General features: G+C 31.7%; 6 protein-coding genes. 1 reads left to right on the top strand and 5 read right to left on the bottom strand.

Going from position 1 to position 21,926, the window contains the following annotated elements; all coding sequences use genetic code 11:
• Positions 1 to 51: 51 nt before the first annotated feature.
• The 3 genes from ES045_RS08525 to ES045_RS08515 are packed head-to-tail and all read right to left on the bottom strand — an operon-like array spanning position 52 to position 6,063.
• Entirely contained in the window at positions 52 to 1,611 is a 1,560-nt protein-coding gene (locus tag ES045_RS08525) for a RagB/SusD family nutrient uptake outer membrane protein (RefSeq protein ID WP_189663061.1), read from the bottom strand.
• Between the two features lie 10 nt (positions 1,612 to 1,621).
• Positions 1,622 to 4,657, bottom strand: coding sequence for a SusC/RagA family TonB-linked outer membrane protein (locus tag ES045_RS08520; protein ID WP_147115450.1), 3,036 nt, complete (start codon positions 4,655 to 4,657; stop codon positions 1,622 to 1,624).
• A gap of 35 nt (positions 4,658 to 4,692) precedes the next feature.
• Positions 4,693 to 6,063, bottom strand: a complete 1,371-nt coding sequence (locus ES045_RS08515; protein ID WP_147115447.1) for a Gfo/Idh/MocA family protein — start codon at positions 6,061 to 6,063, stop codon at positions 4,693 to 4,695.
• 303 nt (positions 6,064 to 6,366) lie between these two features.
• Between ES045_RS08515 and ES045_RS08510 the strand changes: the two genes are divergently transcribed.
• The gene (locus tag ES045_RS08510) at positions 6,367 to 10,365 is read left to right on the top strand and encodes an ATP-binding protein (RefSeq protein WP_189663060.1); all 3,999 of its coding nucleotides are present in this window, start codon (positions 6,367 to 6,369) and stop codon (positions 10,363 to 10,365) included.
• Positions 10,366 to 10,444: 79 nt separating this feature from the next.
• Here the strand turns inward: ES045_RS08510 and ES045_RS08505 are convergent, their stop codons facing one another.
• Positions 10,445 to 13,345 (bottom strand): MBG domain-containing protein, encoded by a 2,901-nt coding sequence (locus tag ES045_RS08505; RefSeq protein ID WP_147115441.1) that lies wholly within the window; start codon positions 13,343 to 13,345, stop codon positions 10,445 to 10,447.
• 7 nt (positions 13,346 to 13,352) lie between these two features.
• The gene (locus tag ES045_RS08500) at positions 13,353 to 21,917 is read right to left on the bottom strand and encodes a LamG-like jellyroll fold domain-containing protein (protein WP_147115438.1); all 8,565 of its coding nucleotides are present in this window, start codon (positions 21,915 to 21,917) and stop codon (positions 13,353 to 13,355) included.
• Between the last annotated feature and the right edge of the window lie 9 nt (positions 21,918 to 21,926).

Here is a 21,926-nt window from a genome sequence, read left to right as displayed (position 1 = left end):
CATTATAAGACAATTAAATGGGCTCTAGAAAACTAATTCAAATATAATTAATTAATAATCTTTATTCTGTGTTAAATTTTTATTCTTGTCCATTTCACTTTGCGGGATAGGCATTAAGTAGTGACTATCTTTCCATGTACGGGTTTCCCATAAATCTTTTCCAAGAAAATTTCCATTTGTATCCATTTTCATTCTATAGATATTTAATACCTCTGGATCTCCTGCTATTTTCCATCTTCTTAAATCCCAAAAACGGTGCTCTTCAAAAGCAAGTTCAATACGTCTTTCATGTCTAACTTTTGTTCTCATTTCGGCTTGACCACTTAAAGTAATTGCTGGCATTTCAGAACGTTGTCTAACCATATCTATAGATGCTTTTGCCAGACCTAAACTAGTCCCCGCTTCTATTAAAGCTTCTGCATAGTTTAAATGCACTTCTGCAACCCTCATAAATACCCAATGCTGTGTACCCGAATTTCTTCTTGCTTGGTCATTCTGAATTAACTTCTTTAGACTGTAACCCGTCTTTGTCCAATCTCCACTTGTGTCAATATGTTCAGTTCCTCCAGGTCTTGTTCGGATAGTTACACCATAATATTCTGCCCCATCATACAAGATTGACGCATAAAACCTTGGGTCCCTACCTTCATAAGGATTTGTTGCATCATATCCAGAAGTTACATCTGTAATCATTTTACCCGTAGCCTTCATTTCATATTGATCTACTAAGTTTTGAGTAGGATTGGTTCCTCCCCATCCACTTATTCCTCTGGTAGATTTTGGATAGTTAAAAAGATTACCATAATGTACTTTATCTGGGTCTTTAAATTGCTTATCAAAAATAACCTCATCTGTATCATCATCTAAAAAAATATTTTGATAATTTGCGTCTAATGCACTTTTTATGTCTAATGCTTTTTTAGAAGCAGCTGCAGATTCTGTATACCTACCTTCATACAACAAAACTCTTCCTTTTAAAGCATGAGAACCTATTAAACTTGCTCTTGTTGATCCTGCAGAACTTGCTGTTGCAAAAAAACCAATTGCCGCATCTAATTCCTCTACAATAAAATCTAAAGTTTCCAATCTTGTGTTTCTGGTAACTAATAAATCATCTCCTTCTAGATTTTGAGGAACTTTAATAATTGGAACGCCACCAAAGTGTTTTAACAATTCTGCATAATAGAAAGCTCGTAAAAAATGAGCCTCACCTTTTAATCTATCTACTACATTTGCACCACCTTCTAAATCATTATAATTTAAAATGAACTCGTTTATCCTTCTAATTTGTCTGTAAGAATTACCCCAAGCGCCATTAAATGGTGAATTTGCGGGTGTTATACTTGAAGTATTAAAACTTGCATTTGAAGCTGCCCAAGAATACGCATTTTCAGCATCATCAGATGCAGCATCTAACATATACCAACCTCTATTAAACCCATCTGGTATTCCTTGATACACCTCATTTAAATAAAGAGATGCCAAAGCCGGGTCTTTAAAAATATTTTCACTTGAGATAGACTCTAATGGTTTTAAATCAAGGAACTCATCATTACATGAAGTTATAAAAACTCCTAGTAATGCTAATACTATTATTTTAATATTTTTCATCATATTCTTTTTATAATTCAACATTAATACCTAGGTTAAATACTTTTTGCTGTGGATAAAACCATCCTCTAGATTGAGGGTTTTCTGGATCTAAATTTTCAATTCCAGACCAAGTAAATAAGTTTCTTCCATTTAAATACAAACGTAAACTTCCAATTCCTACTTTATTTAAAACATTTTTCGGTAAAGAATACCCAATTTCAACATTTTTTAATCTCATATAATCTCCTGATTCTACCCAGTATGAAGACGTTCTTTGATTAATTGTTGCACTAGAAATACTTAATCTTGGGTACGTAGCATTTGTATTTATCACATTACCATCTGCTCCTATTTGTGCTCTACCTAAATGATCTTCGTGCACTTTACCCCCGTTAAAGAATGCCCAAGAAGCCTCTCCGCTTAAGTACATATCAAAATTAGCTGCTCCTTGTAAAAGAACTGAAAAATCGAACTGCTTATAGGTTAACCCCATATTTAAACCATAGGTAATTTCTGGAGTAGTTCCTCTACCAATTATTGTACGGTCATCATCATTTACAATTCCGTCACCATTTATATCTGCATACCTAATATCTCCTGGTTTTGGACTTTGAGGCTGATATTCTCCGCCTGGTGCAGCTGCATTTAAGTCATCTATTTCTTTTTGTGTAAAAAATAACCCAGAAGCCAAATAACCAACTCTTGCTCCAATTGAACGACCTGTACTTCTAATTTTTTCATCTACAGATTCAGATTCTGAAACTTCAATGACCTTGTTACGAGCAAAACCTAAGTTAAAGTTTGCATAATAATTCCAATCATTTACAGTATTAGAATGACCTAAAACTACTTCGAACCCTTTATTTTCAACAATTCCTAAGTTTTGTTGTGGTAAAGTTGCTCCGAAAGTTCCTGGAACTTCTAAACTTCTATTTGCTAAAATATCTGTAGTTCTTTTGTAAAACACATCTGCTTCTACTGTAAACATTCCATTCAAAAACGAAGCATCTAAACCTACATTATAGGTAGTTGCTTTTTCCCATGTAGAAGTTGGATCTGCAATACCATTGTCATATAACGTCTTAGTAATCTCTCCATTGTCAATAATTGGTCCTCCAAAAAAGTATAAAGATAAATCTCTAAAACGTCCAATATTATCACTTCCTAAGTTACCATAAGATGCTCTTAATTTTAAATTGTCTAGCTTACCAAAATCTTGCATAAAATCTTCTTTAGAGATTGTCCACGCTCCTGATACTGAAGGAAAAAATCCTCCTGGTAAATCATAAGAAAACAAATGAGACTTGTCATACCTACCATTAAACTCGATAAAGTATTTATCTTGATAAGAATAGTTTAAGCGACCAGCATAACCTGCAATTGCAGTTTCTGATGTTGAGTTAGAGTTTGTTCTAGTGTCTTCATCTCCAACTACGAAATAATCTACAGAATTCCCTATTAAATTAGATCTACCTGCACTTAAGAAGTCATATCTAGACTCTGTTCTAGAATAAATTAATTTTCCTCCTACTTTATGATCTCCTAAATTTTTCTTATAATCAATTATTTGTTCTAAGGTTCTTAAATACCCTTGGTTAGAATTCTCTGTTAATGAAGCTGTATCCCCTCTGTCTGAAGGTGTACTGTCTGTAAAAGCACCAGTAGTTGGATTAAACTCTGTATAAGTAAATGGTGTTGAATGTGCTTTATTTCTATTTGCAATTCTATCGTAAGCAATTTGAGAAATTAAGGTTAAACCATCAACACCCGGTACTTTAATGTTTAAAGCTAATTTAGATTGAAATGTAAAATTCTTACTTCTGTTATAACCACTACTGTTAATCTCTTGGTATAAACTTTTTTCTGAATACCCACCATTTGAATACCTGTTTACTTCTGTAGGAGAGGTTCTCATTAAGTTTGAAAATATTCCAGAACTTCCTGTTCCAGCTCGATCAAAATTCTCATACACACCACTAAAATCTGCAGAAACATTTATATAATCATTTATTTCTACATCTAAGTTTGATCTGAAGTTATACTTTTTATAACCTGTTGTACTATAAACACCCTCTTGTTCTAAATATCCTAAAGAAGTGAAATATTTTACTTTTTCGTAACCTCCTCTTAAAGAGAAATCATGCGATTGAATGGTTCCTGTACCTAAGGTTTCTTTAATCCAATCTGTATTTGGGTATCGATCTGGATCTGACCCGTCTTTAAACATTTGTAACTCTGCCGCTGTGTACGCTGCTGCTGTTCCGTCATTTTTATTCGCTTCATTTAAAAGCACGCCATAATTATATGAGTCTAAAAAATTAGGCATTCTTGTGTTTTTCTGAATTCCGTAATAAGAGTTGTAGCTCATTACTGGCTTCTTACTACCACCTCTTTTTGTTGTAACCAAAATAACTCCGTTTGCGGCTTTCATACCATAAATAGATCCTGCTGCTGCATCTTTTAGTACCGTAATATTTTCTATATCATTAGAATTAACAGAATTCAACGAGCGTTGTATTCCATCCACTAACACCAAAGGTTCTGAACCATTGTAAGTACTTAAACCTCTAATTCGTAAAGAAGACTGATCTCTTCCTGGTTCTCCAGAACTTTGTACAGCAACCAAGCCTGCTAATCTACCAGACAAAGCACTACTAATATTAGATGTAGAATTCTTAACAATGTCTTCAGATTTTATAACAGCGACAGACCCCGTTAATGAAGCTTTACTTTGAGTTCCGTACCCAACAACTATAATTTCATCTAATTGACTAGAACTTTGTTCTAATGACACTTTAATATCGGTTTGATTTGTAATAACAACCTCTTTAGCTCCATAACCTAAAGAAGAAATTACAACAATACTTCCAGAAGTTGTCTTAATAGTTACTACACCATCAAAATCTGTAGACCATCCTTTCGTTGTTTCTTTAACAACAACACTTGCACCCGGTATTGGTGACCCTGCACCATCTACCACAGTAATAACAATAGATTTTTCTTGCGCGAGCATCATTGCCGAAAAGAAAAGCATTGTTATTAAAATTGATATCTTTTTTTTCATGTAAATTGGTTTTAATTGATTTTAGTTAGTTTTGATTAAAAATTATTTTTCATCCAGTTATAAGGCTTTCTCTTTATCCATGTTCCTCTAGTAAAATCTGGAAAATCTTGTGGCTCACCATTATTTTCTATTGACAGTTCAGATAACGGAGTTACTGCACTCCAAGCCGCAGCGTCGTATGCATCCATAGGCGGTGCAATATTTTCTTTTGCAGATTCTATAAAAGCATTTAGTACGAAGAAATCAATACCTCCATGCCCTGCTTCTGTTGCAGAATCACCATATTTTTTCCATAATGGATGGTCATATTTTTCTAACCATGCATCCATGTCATCCCAAACATGTGCTTGTGTTTTTCCTTCAATATGTATTCTTTGTGTGTGATAATCGAATTCTGAAACTCCTTGACTTCCTTGTACTTCAAAGCCTAAAGAATAAGGTCTTGGTGAGTTTACATCATGAGTTACAATAATTGTTTCTCCGTTCGCAGTTTCTATAGTTGAAGTGATAATGTCTCCTTGCTTCCATTTTAACTTTGCATTCGGGTGGTTTTCTCCACCAACTTCTTTAATATATTTATTTAAACCAACAGCTTTTGTAGCATGTGATGTTATAGATACCAAACGATTTCCTCTATTAATATCTGCCATAACCGCTACAGGTCCTAAACCATGAGTTGGGTAAACATCTGCATTTCTTAAAAGTGAATGCTGCGTTCTCCAAGCAGATTCAGAGATTCCTTTCTCACCAAATTCTGCCCCTTTACCGTAGGCGCTTTTTCCATCGTTAAATTTAACACCCCTTAAATCGTGTCTATAACCACATCTAAAGTGTAATAATTCTCCAAAAACATTTTGCTTCACCATATTAAGCACGGCTAAAACATCTCTACGATAATTTACGTTCTCTAAAATCATTAGATGCGAACCTGTTTCTTCGTGTGCGTTTACCAAGTCCCAGCATTCTTCTAATGTGTTTGCAGCAGAAACCTCTAAACCAGTATATTTACCGGCTTTCATAGCATCTACCGCCATTTTTGTATGCCACAACCAAGGTGTTGCTATTATTACAGCATCAATCTCTTTTAAGTCTAAAAGATTTTTATAATCATAATCGTTTTTTCCAAAAACCTTTGGAGCTTTATGACCTGCTTTCTTAATTTTGTCTAAGGCAAGGTCTATTCGCTTCTGATCTAAGTCGCAAATTGCAGTAACCTCTACATCTTTTCTTTGTAAAGCATTGTTTAAATGATTTGTTCCTCTTAATCCAACTCCAATAAAGGCTACCTTTAACTTCTCTTTATTTAAATTGAAGTCTGCCCCAAATGACAAATTAGGTAGTATTGAGAATCCTGCAGTAGCTGCAGCTGTTTTTTTTACAAAAGACCTTCTTGATTTTGATTTCATATGTACGTTATTATATTTTAACATTACAAATATGTCTTTTTTAATTTCATAAAACAGCTCTTATTTCTGCCAAAAAAGGCATTAATTGTAGTCAAATAATGCCTTTTGACTAATTAGTACACTTTTTTGAAGAATATTTACTCCAATAATAGGTAGTGATTTTAAAAAAAAATCCTAAAATAAAGAATATCTTTATACTCTGTTTTTTACTATATTTTTAATAAAATGAATTCTAAAAAAAGTTTTTTTTTCTTATTTTTCTTGACGATTGGTTCAATTATAAGCTTTAACGCGCAAAGTAATTTGAATGTAAAACACATAAGCCCTCTTTACGAAAACAAACAACTAAACATCAGCCAAATTGCTCATGACTCTATAGGAAACATCTGGATGTCTAGTAATTATGGTATTTTAAAATACAATGGTTATTCCTATAACTTTATCGATATAAAAGAAGTTTTTACAGCACTTACTTCTAATGATCGAATAAAACAGATCTCCTCTGACAACAATAATAATATTTGGATAAAATCTACCAAAGGTCTTTTAACTAAATATGATTCTAAAAGCGGAACTTTTACTTCTATAGAGCACCTTATAAAAGAACCGATAGAAATTATAAAACCCATAAGAATAGGTCTTCTACTAGCCACAACTTCCGGAAAAATATATACAGTATTTAATAACAAGGCCAAATATATTTGTACAGTTCCGAATACAGCTAGCACAGAGAATCGTATTATTAGTATAGAGGCTTCAAGAGGAAATGAGTTTTTTATAAGCACTAATAAGGGCAGAGTTTACAACTATTCTTTAAAAACAAATAGCATGGAAGAGATTGTTTCAGACTATTCAAATTACCCTGGAGTTACCATTTTACAAGTTGACAATAATGGTAAATTATGGATTGGAACGGAGGCTCATGGCTTATTTATTTATGATATAAAGCAGAGAAAACTAATTCAAAATTCATTTTTAAAAGGGAAAACAGCAGGAATAAAAAAGGAGTTCTTCATCAGTTTTTTTTACGATACAAATGGTTTTATTTGGGCAGGAACAGATGGTGGTGGTATTTATAAAATAAATAGTGAAACCGGGAAAATTATTATTTATAAGAATAAATTTCCGAACCTATTTTCTATTAGCAGCAATACAATAATTAATATCAGCAAAGATTTACAACAAAACATCTGGTTAGTTACCAATCATGGTAATGCCAATGTAATCCCTACACCCAACAATAACATTAAGTATCATAAAGGCTCTATTTCTGGCACACCTGTTAGGGTTTTAAGTGTTTATAAAAGTTCTAAAGAAACCTTATGGATTGGTACAGACGGCAATGGTTTAACTCGAATTGAAAAAAATAAAAACCCAAAAGAATACTTTAATAATATTGAGAATAATTTCTACATTCAATCTATAACGGAAGATGATAATGCCAATATCTGGCTAGGAACTTACAGAAACGGATTGTGGAAATTCAATTCTAAAACCGAAAAATTTTCAAAAATTATCGTTACAAATAAATTAAATCAAGAGGCTAAAGATGTAAGAACTACGTTTAAAGATTCTAAAGGACGAATTTGGGTAGGCTCTACAGTATCTTTAAATATTTATGATAAAAACGAAAAATTATTGGCTGGTTTTAATAATAATAAATCACCTCTTAATGGTATTGTTGTAGAAAGTATTATTGAAGATCATGCTAATAATATTTGGATTGGTCAACAAGATGGAGGTCTTTATAAATTTAACGAGGATCTTAAAAGCCTCGTTAAATCTACATTTTCAAGGTATTCTAATGCTGATAAAAAAACAGCTTCACGAATAATAGATATGTCTTTAGGTAAGAAAAATGAAATATGGTTCATTAACCAAGATCTAGATCTAGAATTATTCAACACTAAAACAACTACTTTTCATGAGTTTAGAGATTTATTCCCAAATAAAAAACATAGTTTTACTTCTATAGTTGCAAAAGATTCAACAAATTTATGGTTGAGTTCTTATCATGGTATTCACCATTTTAATGTTGAAAAAAAAGAAGTTATTTCTTATTATTCCTCTGAGGGGTTTCAAGAAGAACCTTACATTATTAGAAGTAGTTTTAAAGACAAAGATGACCAAATTTACTTCGGAAGCTCAAAAGGAATTAACTTTTTTGACCCTACAAAATTAACTAAAACACAGATTAAAGCACATTTATTTGTAACAAGTATCGATATTTTAAACAAACCCGCAAAACAAATAATTCCAGAACAAATACATTCTGAAATCTTTAATGTTAATCAGTTACATTTAAAGTACAATCAATCTTCTTTTACAATTAAATTTGCCGCTATTGGCAATATTATAAATCCGAATTATAATTATTCATATCGATTAAAAGGTTTTGATAAAGAGTGGAAATCTACCTATTCTGAGGGGTCTGCAACGTACACAAACATTCCTTCCGGAGATTATGTTTTCGAAATTAAAGCAAACGAAATCAATCAACCCTTAAATGTATTGAGCAAGCAAATAAATATTGCGATATCTCCACCAATTTGGCAAAATTCTTATGCATACCTATTCTATCTTTTAATTCTATTTATTTTAATCTTTAGCTTTTCTAAATGGATACTTATTAGAAGAAAACTACTAATAAATAAAATTAGCAGACGAAAAGAGAAAGAGCTTCACAAAGAGAAAATAAATTTTTTCACCAAAATGTCTCATGAAATTCAGACCCCAATAACCCTAATTCTTGGTCCTATAGATGACATGTTAAAGAGAGCAGAACAAAATGGAAACCTGCTTCTTAAAGAACGTTTAAACATTATTTCTAACAACGCGGGTAGGTTGTCTAGAATCGCAAGAGATTTAACACTCGTTAGAAATAGAGATTTAAATAGATTAAATTTATCTGTAACTCGGAATAATCTAAAAGAAAACATCGATCAAATTTGCTTATCCTTTAAAGAATTGGCAAGAATAAAGAATATAGATTTTACTATCAATTGCCCAAACAATATAGAAAACACTTGGTATGACAAAGATAAAGTTGAACATATTTTATATAACATTCTTGGAAATGCTTTTAAATACACGCCTAAAGAAGGCAATATTCAATTAACGGTTAAACCACTTAATAAGAAGGAAGTTTTGAAAATTTCTATATCAGATTCGGGAGTAGGAATTCAGAAAGAAGAACTAGCAGATATTTTTAAATTATTTTATAGATCTACCAATAGAAACAACGCAAAAGGAACAGGAATAGGATTGGCACTTACCAAAGAGTTGATTCATTTACACAAAGGGAAAATTAAAGTAGAAAGCTCTAAGTCTGAAGGCACTACATTTACCATTAAATTACCTGTGTCTGAAAATTTTTATGCGGATGATGAAAAAATCACATCAAGTAAAAAAGAGACTCAAAAAAAGATTGAAACAAATACAACAAACTTTACAGAAACCATTTTAAAAAACGATATTAATACAACTAAGAAAACAATTTTAGTGGTTGAAGATAATCTTGAGCTTCAGAAATTCCTGCAAGATTTATTGCTAGAACACTACAATATCATATTAGCAGACAACGGAAAAGAAGGGTATTATTTAGCAAAAAACAATTTACCAGATTTAATAATTAGTGATGTGATGATGCCCGAAATGGATGGCATAGAAATGTGTGACGTACTCTCTAAAGACAATTTAACAAAGCACATTCCCATTGTTTTACTTACCGCAAAAAACTCTACGCAAGCAAAAATTACAGGTTTAAAAACAGGTGCAATAGAATATATAAACAAGCCTTTTAACTCTAATGAATTATTACTGAAAATTCACAACATTATTGCAGCAAAAGAATCTATTATTTCTAAATATAGAAAAGAACTTATTAACAACCCTAAAGTAAAAATAGAAAAGTCGCAAGATGAACTCTTTTTAGAAAGTTTAAATAAAATAGTAAATGAACGTTTAAGTGACTCTAATTTTAAAGTAGACGAGTTAGCGGATAAATTAAACATGAGTCATTCTAGTTTGTATAGAAAATGTTCTTCATTAACAGGGTTAAGCCTTATCGATTACATTCGTCAAACTCGTTTAAATAAGGCTGCTGTATTATTAGCAAAATACGGATACAATATTTCTGAAGTTGCGTATCTTGTTGGATTTAATAATCCTAAATATTTTTCAAAAAGCTTTAAATCTCAATTTAAATCTACGCCAAAAGGCTTTAAAAATATGGCAAGTGCATCAAAAGACATCAAGGTGTATCTCAAGGAAAACAACGTTAATATGACAGATTTCGAATAGTTATGTACATCAAAAAACACTTAAAAGAATTATTCCTTTAAGTGTTTTAAGTGTGTGTAATTCTTGATTTAAAATAGTCCTAAAGTTTAATGAAACGCTTTACAGTTGTTTTACCTGTAGCATCTTTTATTTTTATAAAATAATTACCAGCAGTAAAAAGACTTACATCAATATCTTTTTCTGATTGGTAATTGTTTATTTTTTTTACTTGTTTACCTGTTGCATCAAAAATAGAAACCTCCAACGCCTCTTGTAAATCTGTTTTAAGTTTAACCTTTAATTTTACGGGATTGGGATACAATACAATCGATTTATTTAAAATAAAATTTCCATTGGTCGTTAAAGTAGAAAAAATTAGTTCTTGAGATTTATTTTCAGCTACATTATAATTTACATTTCCTGGTTGGCTTGCTGTTATTATAGTAACACCAGAATCTACTAAAGAAATAGTACTCCCAGAAACTTTTGCTACAGATATATTAGAACTTGTATACACAATTTCTAAATTAGAACTTATTGTTGCTGTTAATGTAAATTCATTTTTATCTGAAGGAAGTACTATCGGTTCAAAAGAAATTACTTGATCTGCCTTAGAAATTGATAACACTGCTTTTAAAATCAAATCTAAATAATTGGGTTTAGAAATGGTTGCTGCCACTTCATAAATCCCTGCTTCTAACTTATTGTTGTTGGTATAAGAAACTGAAGTTCCTGTAGGCAAATTACCTGTAATTATAAGCGTTTTTGGCTTTTCATCATACACAAAACTCTTATTCTCAAAAACATAACCACTTAAAGTTGCTTTAGTTATTGTTAAGTTTGCTTTTAAAATTAAATCTTTATAGTTCGCACCAGAAATAGTTGCAACAACCTCGTATTCACCGGTTTCTGTTTGATTATTGCCTATATAAGAAACGGAAGTATTGCTTGGTAAAGCACCCGAAATTACAATTGATTTTGAGGTGCTATCATAGACGAAGCTTTTACCTGCAAAAGCAAAACCGTTTAAAGTTGCTTCGGTTATTCTTAGAGTTGCCTTTAAAATTAAATTTTCATAATTGTTACCAGAAATGGTTGCCGTAACCTCATATAAACCAGTATTGGTAGCAGAATTATTTGTGTATGAAACGGAAGTTCCTGTGGGTAAACATTCTAAAATGGTAATGGATTTCTGCATACCATCAAACACAAAATCTCTGTTAGTAAAAGTAAACGTGCCTAATGTGTTTTTTGTAATTGTAACACTCGCTTTTAAAACCAAATCCTTATAATTACCTCCTGATATGGTCGCGGTAACTTCATGTACGCCAACCTCTGTTAAATTATTATTTGTGTAAGAAACAGAAACTCCTGTTGGTAAATCACCTATGATTGCTATCGATTTTATTTCGCCATTATATACAAAGCTAGTATCTATAAAAGTGAAACCACTTAATGTTGCTTTGGTAATTGTTAAGTTGGCTTTTAAAATTAAATCCTTATGGTTTTTACCCGAAATAATTGCAATAACTTCATGAATACCAACATTTATTAAATTATTATTTGTGTAAGAAACAGTAGTGTCTTTTGGTAAATTACCTGTAATTGCAATCGATTTTTGTGTATCATCAAAGATAAAACTCTTGTCTAGAAAAGAAAAACCATTAAACCTAGCTTTGGTTATTGTCAAGTTGGCTTTTAACACCAAATCTTCATAGTTTACTTTAGAAATAGTCGCTAAAACTTCGTGAATTCCAGAATCTGTTTTATCGTTATTCACATATACTATTGAAGCATCAATTGGTAAATTCTCTGTAATAGCTATAGATTTAGAGCTTCCATCGAATATAAAACTTTTATTATTAAAAGTAAAGCTTGTATTAAAACTTGCTTTTCTAATTGTTAAAACTGCTTTTAAAACTACATTCACATAATTATCTCCTGATATGAGCGCGAATACTTCTTGCACACCCGCAGCTGTTCTAGAATTAGACACGTAATTAAGTTCGGTTCCGCTAGGAATAATACCTTCAATTAAGATTGACTTTTCAGATCCATCATAATCAGAATTTGCATCAGAAAAAGTAACTCCAGTAATTATCGCTGGACTAATAGTTAAACTTGCTGTTAAGACTAATTCTTGAAAATTAGCGCCAGAAATTGTTGCTGTCACTTGTTTACTACCAACATTTGTTAAACCATTATTTGAATACATAACTGTTGTACCATTTGGTAAAGTACCTGCTATTGATAAAAATTTCTCTGTGCCATTAAAAACATAAGTAGCATCTGAAAAAGTAATATCATTATCAGAGGTATTCACTACTTTTTTAACTCTTATGGTGTAGCTACTATTTTGAGATTCATCTTCCGATAGAACCTCAAACACTACATCATTTGTGAAATCTAAAGTATTACTCCCAGAAACTTGTAGAACTTTGTTCAAATAAACTTTAGAATTACTTTCCGTTGTAAAAACAGGCGTTAAACTTGTAATATCTACCTCAGATGCTACTTCTATAAGAATGGTCTTATTAACTATAGAATTGCTTTCTAGAGTAATTCCATCAAATGAAAAACTATTAATTACTGCTTGCGAACTTAGGGTTGGTTTTGCAATACTATAAGATTGAAATGCACCACCAATGTTCTTATTTATTTCAAAGACTTCAGTTTTTACTACATCCACAATAGCATTATTAGTACTGTCGTAAATTTTAAAGTTGATAGTTTCACCAACCGTATTTGCTACAACAGACAAATAAGCAACATACTTTTTAGCGTTTGAATTATACACAACTGTGGCTTCACCTCTATTTTCTCCATTAACAAATGCGCCTACTTTATCGTTTACATTTGTTAACATAGTTCCATCAACATTTAAAAAAACGGTAAATGTCATATTATATTGATAAGAGCTAGCGTTTACAGACCAATCTGGTGACTGACTATAAACACTAGCTGTAAACAATAAGAATAAAATGAATATACTTTTTATCATAAGTAATTTATTTTTTAATTAATTTTCTTACGATGTATCTACCTTCTCTATCTATAATCTTAACAAAAAACACACCTATTGGTAGTTCTTTTGTAGAGATTTTTGTTTTAGAGCCATTAACTTTTACCTCTTTTACCTTAACCCCTAAAACATTGTAAATTAAAAGACTAGACACCTCTGTACTTCCTAAAACACTGATGATTATTTCATCATTAAAAGGATTTGGATATATGTTTACTAAATCTAAAAGATGCTCTTCTACAGACAGTGTATTTATCATTAATGGCAAAGGTGTTTTTAAGGTTCCCGACACTCCGTTTACTGAAAACTGTAACTTTGTTTTCAATTCAACTTCTTTATTAGAATTCACTAAAACATATATTAAAGGTTCTGATGCATCACTATAAACTGAAATAAAGCTTAGCATTCTACCATTTATATTTTCAATTTGAGAAACTCCTCTTAATACAGAGTTCTTATCGTAAACTTTTACTTCATCAAAAACCTCATCTGTAATAATTTCTGCAATTACCCCCATAGAATGTTGATATTTCGCAAAGTTGTGAATCATTTCCTCTGAATGCTCTTGCCCTTCTGATGCTCCTTTAGCCGAAAAACTGATATTCGGATACCTAAATGTTTGTGCTGTTGCAGATTTTAGCATATACCCTCTATTAGATTGCAAGTAGCGCAAAGTACCAGACCATGCTGCAGAATTCTCGTCATATACAGCGAAATTATACTGATCTTTAATAACATCACCATCTGTTGGTTCATAAAATGCCAGCGCTTCTTTTAAACTGATGTTTCTATGGATTGGAAATGACAACCAGTTCCAACCTGTTGCAATAGGAATATTTAATTCACTAGCGTTCACTTCATCTCCTTTTAAAACTATATTATTCTTTTTCGCTAATTGAATTTTATAAGCTTTAGTATTTTCAATTTTAGTTAAACTACCAGACCAATACCCGTTTTCATATCTTGTAAACTGAGTTCCGTACTTAACAAGATCTCCATCAGACAGTTCAAGTTCGTCAAATACCGCTGTTACATTATCAAATCTATCATCATTTACAAAGAAAGAAGCCCAAGTCCAACCTTCATTTAGAGAAATTATTTGCTCGGTAAACATCCCAGAACTAAATATTGTTGGATTCGATTTTGTTCCAATAATATCATTTTCTAAGAAAACCCTAGAGGAAGCTCCGTTAATTTTAGCAACCCTTGTTTTACCATTTAAGGCATCCCAAATTTTAAAAGTAACAACTTCATTTGCACTTACGTTACTATACATTGTTAAAAAGGCATAATAAGAATCGTAACCACTATCATATACCAAATAAGCTTCTCCTCTTTTTTCATCATCTACAAAAGCACCCACTTTAGTATAAGTATCTCTAGAAAAAGTATCATAAATTTTTATCTGACTGATGCTATTCATGCTGTAGGCAAAATCTGCAGGATTTACAGACCAGTCTGGTGCATCTTGTAGTACTCTTAATTTAAAATCTAATCTGTCTGTATAACCATTGTCTAAATTTAAGTAGATGGTAGCACTGTAACTTCCCATTGCTAATTCTTTGTCTACACTAAACTTTAATTGCTTCATAGCATTAGGGCCAACAGTGCCAGAACTCGCAGAAATCGTCATCCAACTTGGTAAACTAGAAACCGAAAATTCTTTATTATTTCCACCTTTATTAATAACATCTATTACAAAATTATAAGGCTCATCTACAATTTTTTCTGCCGCTATTGTTTTTGCACCGTCTTCTGTAGACCAATTAACTTCTTGTCTGTTTACAAATGCAGAAAAACTTACTGGAGACAATTGCTTATTAAAGTGGTTGTCGTACATATTTGCAACTGAAATATCTAATATTTGCCCTTCAAACAAGCTCCATTCTTCTGCGGTTAATGTTGGTGAAATAATCATTTCATCTCCACTTATTACAGTTGTATAAGGCACATTTGTATATTTTAAGACAGGTTTAATAGCCGGAGAGTTCTCTGTAAACTTACGGTAGCTATCATTTAATAGCGCTAAATACCCTAAAGTAGTTCCGTTTCCTTTTCTAATATTATATCTTGGCCCTTTGTCTAAAAGACTTGCTTCTGCTACATTAAAATTCACATACATTAATAGCCCCATTGTTTCTTTATCTACTTCAAAATAACGGTCTCTTTTTATTTGGTCTAAGCTTCTAGCCGAATTCCAAAGTCTAAATTCATCTAAATTACCAGTAAAATGGTTCTCTATCCTCTCTGTTCTTGGGCCTGTTATAACTCCATTTTCATCCGTTGGTATCTTTCTTTTGTAACGAGCGCCAAAATATAATCTAGCTCCAGAAATACCTCCAATGTTTGCAGATGACACAGAATTATTTTGTTTCCCGTCAACAAAACTATTTAAACTACCACCTCTTTTTACAACTAAAGCAACATGGTGCCAATTAGAGTCTGTAATAGAATTACTTGTTAAATTATAATCGATACCTTCTGTTCTAAGACTTAATTTCCCGTTAGATAATAAACTAATGTCCCACTTATTTCTAAAACCATTCGTTTGTAGTGGCTCACCTAGGTCTTCATTTCCTGTCCCATTTCCAAAAACAGTTCCTGTATCTCCAACTTTTGCTTTTACCCAAAAAGAAATAGTTATATCTTCATAATTTGTTGGTTGTACAAAACCTACGTTGTCTAAAGTTAAGTAACTATTATTTCCGAACGCATACGCTTGCCCTTTTGGTTTTACTGCCCAATTAAGATTAATTTTCGCATTTCTACCTCGTACTTTATCTGCTGCTACAGCTCCAAAACCTTCATTTAATGGCCAATAACCTAAAAGTTTTAACTCATTACCTGTTAATGTGAGGTCTTTTTCGGCGGCTGCCTGTGCAGAAGTTGTTGCTTTGTTCCAAATTCTTATGTCGTGAATATCTCCATTTACTTTAAAATCTCCAATTAATATAGAATTGTCATTATTAAAAGACAATTCTTTAGCTAAAGGCGCTGTTTTTAAAACTTTACCGTTTTCTAAAATTTCTAAATATGGGTTTATTCCATCTCCATAAATAAATGAATAAAAGTTATATTGAGAATAATCAATGACTGCTTCAACTTTTTCTCCATCTAACTCGAAAGTTAAAATAGTGCCATTTAAACTTACTTTTGGCCCATCTTTTTGCTGTAATAAAACACCGTTTGCTAAAGCTCCTAAATCTAACCAAAATTGAATGCTAAAGGCTTTTGAGAATAGGTTTTGTTTTGGAAGCTCTATTTGATTGAAAGAACCATCTAGACTAACACTTACACTATGATCTATTGCTTGTTGATTTTTTAAACCTCTTAATGTAATATTTGTTGAAATATGTCTATTAATTTCCTCGTTAAAACGCACCTTAATATCTTCTCCTATATCTAATATTCCATCACTTGGAGATGGTGTACCAAATACAACTGGCGGTGTTAAATTAATAGTACCTGTTACAATATCCGATTCAAAAGAAACATCATCTGTACAAAAAGCGATTGCTCTTATTTCATAATTTCCATCTGTAATTTTACTACCTACAATATCCCAATTAAATGTAAACTCTGTTTCAGAATCTATAACAATTCCTGCATCATCAGATGCCTCATCTTTTAATTGTTGACTACCATAATAGGTTTTAAACTGGGTCCAACTAGAAGCATTTACGTTTCTGTATTGTAAACTTATTTTTCTAAAACCTGCAAAATCTGTATTAAAATCTGTGAATGTTATTGGTAAAGAATTTGTACCTAATAGGTTTCCTCCATTGTCATAATTAAAAGCTTCTGCTCTGTTATAAATCCAATTGGTTTGAGGTGCAGAAATAGTTACATTACTACACGACTTTTTAAAGTTTACAGTAACATCTACAAAGGCATCAGAATCATTTAAATCGATACATGGATTTGCCAAATACACTCTAATATTTTCATAATCATACACATCTGATGATGAGTTTTTTGTGATTATTAAAGGAACTTCTACCGTTTCATTATACGGTAATAAAACTGAGAATCCGTTTTGGTCTATATTAGAAACCGCTCCGTTTAAAGTAGTTTGATCTACATAAACTGTATGTTCTAAATCTGTACCGGTATCACTTAAATTTTTAAGTTGTAAGGTAAATACGGCACCCACATTTTCTGCTAAATTGCTTATTAATGTTTTATTTACTTTTAATTCTGGTTTGTAAACACTGGTTGTTGCTTCAGACAAGGTTTCTCCACCTTCACCAATAACACTTACATTATAACCATCATTCTTATAAAATTCAGAAACTGTTGGTCCTTCGTACGGACAAGAAGTAGCTCCACCTTTGGTGATAAAAATTGGTCCATAACCATCAAATAAATTTACTACGTCTACACTTAAAAAATTTGCTTGATCATTATCTTTTAAAGTATAAGAAATAGTAGTTGTTTTTTCATTTTCAGTTTGGTCAGAATTTGTACTCACACCAGAATGTGATGTTGCAAAATTACCAATTAAACCAACATTATTTATTAATCCTCCTAATTGTATTTTAAAATCGTTCGAAATATCAACCACTTTTTCGTATGTTTTAGTGGTAATTGTTGTGGTAGATATAGAAGATGTAAACTCGCCTACACCAGCATCAAAAGATTTATTTCCTGCAAAATTAGCAGAAACTAAATCTGCCAAACTAGCAATATAAATATCATAATTTGATAGTGTATAAGGAAATATTGAGGTTTGTGAAGCTTCTATTCTTGCTAACCTTGCTTCTTTTTCTTTATCTATTTTCCCTAAAACTACTTGTTTTAAATCCGCTCTAGAATTTAATGACAAATATTTATCACGCTCGTTATCTTGAACTATTTTTTTCCATAATTCTATTTGCTTGATATAAAAATTTCTAGTTTGCGTTCCCTTTGGTGTTGTTGCTGTAATTACCTCTGGAGAGACATTTGCTAAATCTTGTAAATCTGGAATTAACTTCTCTAAAATGTGCTTTTGAGAATACATAAAAAACGTAGCCGAAGGTTGTTCTGCAATGAAAAAATCTTTTTTAGAACTAACATATAAATTAGTAGGATTATCGTCTTTATCTTTACCATTAATGATGATATGTGGAACTACAGAATTATCTGGTAACGTTGGTATTTCTTTTGTAACAAACATATTGTTAAACAAACCATAATACACATTTTTAGCATTCCCTATATATAGATCTCCATCTGCCCCAACATATTCTGGGTCATCACTTGTTGAAATAGTTTCTGAAAATTCATAGGTTTCTGTAGTGCTACCATCTCTATTTATTTCTTGTGTTTTAGAAAAATTAGCCTCAACATCTGCTACTACAGATATTTCTGTTTCAAGACTAAAAAATGGAGAGCCAGATACAGTAGTAAATGTTGGACCTACACTTGCGTAAAAACCACCTCCATTTGTATCTGAACTAGAATTTCCATTAGATCTTTCAAAAGAAATGACACTTCCTTTTTCGATACTTGCAAAACTATTAGAACCAGGTGGGTCTCTTAAAATAATATCTGGCACTTCTGGTGCAACCGTAGAAAATGTAGTACCCTCTGCAGCTCTACCTCCAATAACAATACCTTCAGATTTTAAATCATCACTATTTAAAATATCTATAGGGTTTAAACCAGATACATTATAATCTATGGTCATTGCATTTTTAAAACCATTTGTTTGCGTAATGTTTGGCAAACCTGCTCTAAAAGAATACACATATTGTTCTTTGTTAGGATTTTTAATTAATTTTACCGAACTATCATTTGGGTTTGTACTTGCAAAATTATTGGTAATATTAAAAGTACCTTCATTAAAATATTCTTTTACAACAACTTCATCAGTTTTATCTTTATTTACATAATCTTGTGTAACCTCAAAAGCCATTCTGTACTCTTCTTTTTGAGTATACATAGGTATAGCCAATTCAGAAACATCATAGGTAATATCGCCAATTTTATATTCTTTTAAAAATTCTTGCTCAATTAAACGAACATTTATGGTAGAATTATATCGAAAACTTTTTTCGTATTGATAAGGTTCTGAGCTGTATTCTGTACCATCTTCTGATGTATAGGTAGATGTTATTTCTTCTTTAATTTCTGTAATATCAAACTCATCATCTGCATCTATAAAATCTGTATTTATATCAGAATTATTGAGAACATTAATACCTCCATTTTGTTTTATATAAAATTTATACGGAATTAACTGTATTTTATATTCACCAGTTTTTTCATTAGTTGTAACACTATAATCTAGCTCATTGGTGTTTAAATCTCCTTTAAAAGTAAGGGTTGCTTGTCCAATATTATTTACAGATGAATAAATTTCTTTACGCTCTATCTCTCCTTCTGCAACTTCATTTGCATGTTCTTTTAAACCATCAAAACCAAAGCCTATTTTTTTATTAGATTGTGTGCTACCACCTACAACTTTACCAACAACGGTAACACGTGTTTCATCTAAAAACCAACGTTCTTGTATTTGATCTTCAAAAAAATCGAATAAATTAGACGTTGTATTTGTTGTTTTTTCTGGAAATCTTCCTTCATACTCAAATGTATGTCCGTCTTTTGTTACCTCTATTTTATGTTTACCAATAGGTACATTAATAGCAAATTTACCTTCTATATCTGTAACTACAGGTTGGTTGTCTTCATCAAAAACAATGTCCCCATCAATATGCAAGTATGCACCTTCTATACCTAAAACTGGATATTGTTTTAACTCTCCATCAATTAAATTCCCTGTATTTGAATCTAATGTTCCTCCTTCATAAAAATATTGCCCTTTGTTAATAGTTACTGTACCGTTCACTAAATAAGAGTTATAACCGGTTTCTCTAATTTCTGTAATCGTTGCTAAAGCAGGGTCTGAAATAGGAATAGTTTTAAAAACATCTCTTGTATCATATACAACTCTACCATTAAATTTAAACGAAGAAATATCTTCAAAATTCACTTGGTTTACAACTGGTTCTTCTTTTCCTAAAAATAAAGTCTGACTAGCAGGTTTAAATTTATGCACGCCAAAACTTGGTGTTATTTTAAATTGCTCTCCGGCACCAGAATACGGTATTGCTGCAATACTGTATGCGCCATCTTGGTCTGTAATACCAAAAACACCTAACTGCTCTTTAGTTGGTTTTATAGAAGAAAAATTAATTGAACTACCATCAAACGTATTTTTTATTAAGTGATTACCATTAAACTGAAACCCGTTTCTAGAAATATCATATGCATAATTACCATAGCCTTCATCAAAACGATAGTACATTTCTAAACCGTTTTCATTACCACTTAAATAACGTCTATAATCTCTTCTAATTTCTTCGCCACTTAAAGCCCTACTCCATACCCTAACTTCATCTGCATGTACTTTTCCGTAGGTCCCTACATCAAATCTATTTACAACATCATCAATATTATTATATACACTTGTAGTAGTATTTTCAATGATACTTATCCTCGGTTTTGCAACACCTTCTGTAGGTACTACATTATCAATATAATCTTGAGAAATGTATCTACCATTCATGTAAATCCCTATTTCTTTATTGTCTTCAAAAACAAAAGCGTAATGAATAAAATCGAATCTACTTTCTTCATTTAAGGCTTTAAAAACATCATTTCCTGCTGCATCTACTTCTCCTGTTGGGTAAGAATCATGAATATAAATATGCTTAGCAATGTCCCCATCTAGTCTTATAGCAACATATATAGTTCCAGCTCCTTGGTTAGAGTAATAAAAATGATAAATTTTTTCACCTACCACCAACTCAAAAGGTAAATTAAGATTCGTGTCATTTGCAAACCAGCCTTCTACAGTAATTGCATTTCCGCTAAATGCGTTTCCGTTATCTGATAACCTTGGGCCTTTTAAATCATAGCCTTGAACAATAGCAGAAGTTCCTGCACTAGCACTACCTTGTGCACCAACGGGTTCTGCCAACACTTTAACATCTTTAACAGGGCTACCTAATTCAAAACTAATTGTACCAGACACAATAGCCGTAGGACTCCTAAAACCAACACCTTCTATATAATTTATATATTCTTGTTCTGTACCACTTAATCCTTCTGCAAACAATCTATATTGATACAGCACTCCACCTTCTATTTGTGTGTCTTCAAACTCATAAACATCTTTACCAACCGTGGCTATTAAATTATAAACGCCAGCTCCTTTTAATGGTTTTCTATAAATTTTAAGTTTGGTAATATTATCTTGATTGGCACCATAAGTCCAGTTTATATTAATTTTATCTGAATAATATCCTTTAGATACCTCAAACGTTTTATCACTAAACGTATTTGGTACGTATAAAATACCAAAAGGAAAACCTACCTTGGTTTTTACTCCTGCAGCCATTGGATACTGAAAAGTAGCACCAATTTGAAACTGAATGTTTATATTGTTTGATGTATTTGTAACCTTGCCTGCGGCAGAAAGTACGCCTCCTTTGTGGTCGCTTTGTTCTTGTGCTTGGATTATACCTACCCAAAACAACAAGAAAATAATTATTCTTTTCTTCATCTTGTTTTA

This window comes from Polaribacter sp. IC073 (assembly GCF_007997075.1).
GTDB lineage: Bacteria > Bacteroidota > Bacteroidia > Flavobacteriales > Flavobacteriaceae > Polaribacter.
The sequence above is the reverse complement of the archived record's forward strand: the minus strand, read 5'-3'. Positions and strand labels throughout refer to the sequence as shown.

Coding starts and splice junctions, on each gene's coding strand:
- ES045_RS08525 (WP_189663061.1), bottom strand. CDS start 1,611: ATGAAAAATATTAAAATAATAGTATTAGCATTACTAGGAGTTTTTATA.
- ES045_RS08500 (WP_147115438.1), bottom strand. CDS start 21,917: ATGAAGAAAAGAATAATTATTTTCTTGTTGTTTTGGGTAGGTATAATC.
- ES045_RS08505 (WP_147115441.1), bottom strand. CDS start 13,345: ATGATAAAAAGTATATTCATTTTATTCTTATTGTTTACAGCTAGTGTT.
- ES045_RS08515 (WP_147115447.1), bottom strand. CDS start 6,063: ATGAAATCAAAATCAAGAAGGTCTTTTGTAAAAAAAACAGCTGCAGCT.
- ES045_RS08520 (WP_147115450.1), bottom strand. CDS start 4,657: ATGAAAAAAAAGATATCAATTTTAATAACAATGCTTTTCTTTTCGGCA.